The organism is Helicobacter sp. MIT 14-3879, from assembly GCF_003364125.1.
Genome location: NZ_NXLP01000196.1, coordinates 1 through 500 on the forward strand (window position 1 = coordinate 1; position 500 = coordinate 500).

The 500-nt window shown below is 41.0% G+C and carries 1 protein-coding gene; it reads left to right on the top strand.

Features of this window, described 5'->3' with window-relative positions:
* Positions 1 to 474, top strand: a 474-nt coding sequence (locus CQA44_RS12310) for an arginase family protein (protein ID WP_147289819.1), incomplete at its 5' end; no start/stop codon positions are given.
* Positions 475 to 500 lie beyond the last annotated feature (26 nt).

Here is a 500-nt window from a genome sequence, read left to right on the forward strand (position 1 = left end):
CTACCCAATGATGATTTTTACAAGGGCTATCACGCTATGGCAGTGAGTGCTATTATCGGCAAGGGTGGGCTTAAAGAGAGCTTTAGCCTACCTAGCCATTTAGAATCAAGCAAAGTCTTGCTAGTGGGCTTACACTCTAAAGAGGCAGAGCATTATGCAAAGCGTCAGAGGGAGTTTGGCTTAGTGAGCCTTAGCCCTAGTGAAGTCGCACAAGATTCAAGCAAGATTTTAGAGTGGCTTAAGGGAAGTGGGGCAAAAAAGGTAATGATACATTTGGATTTAGATGTGCTAGATTCTAAGGAGCTTTATGTCGCAGTAGGCAACACAGGGCAGATGAAAATAGAGCAAGTAGGAAATATCATTAATGAGATTGCAAGAGATTATGAATTAGTGGGGCTAAGTATCGCCGAGCATTTACCAAAGGCACAAATCAAGCTAAAGAGACTGCTTGAGAATCTACCTTTGAATTTTTAGTGAGAGATTATCTTATAGTTAATTTG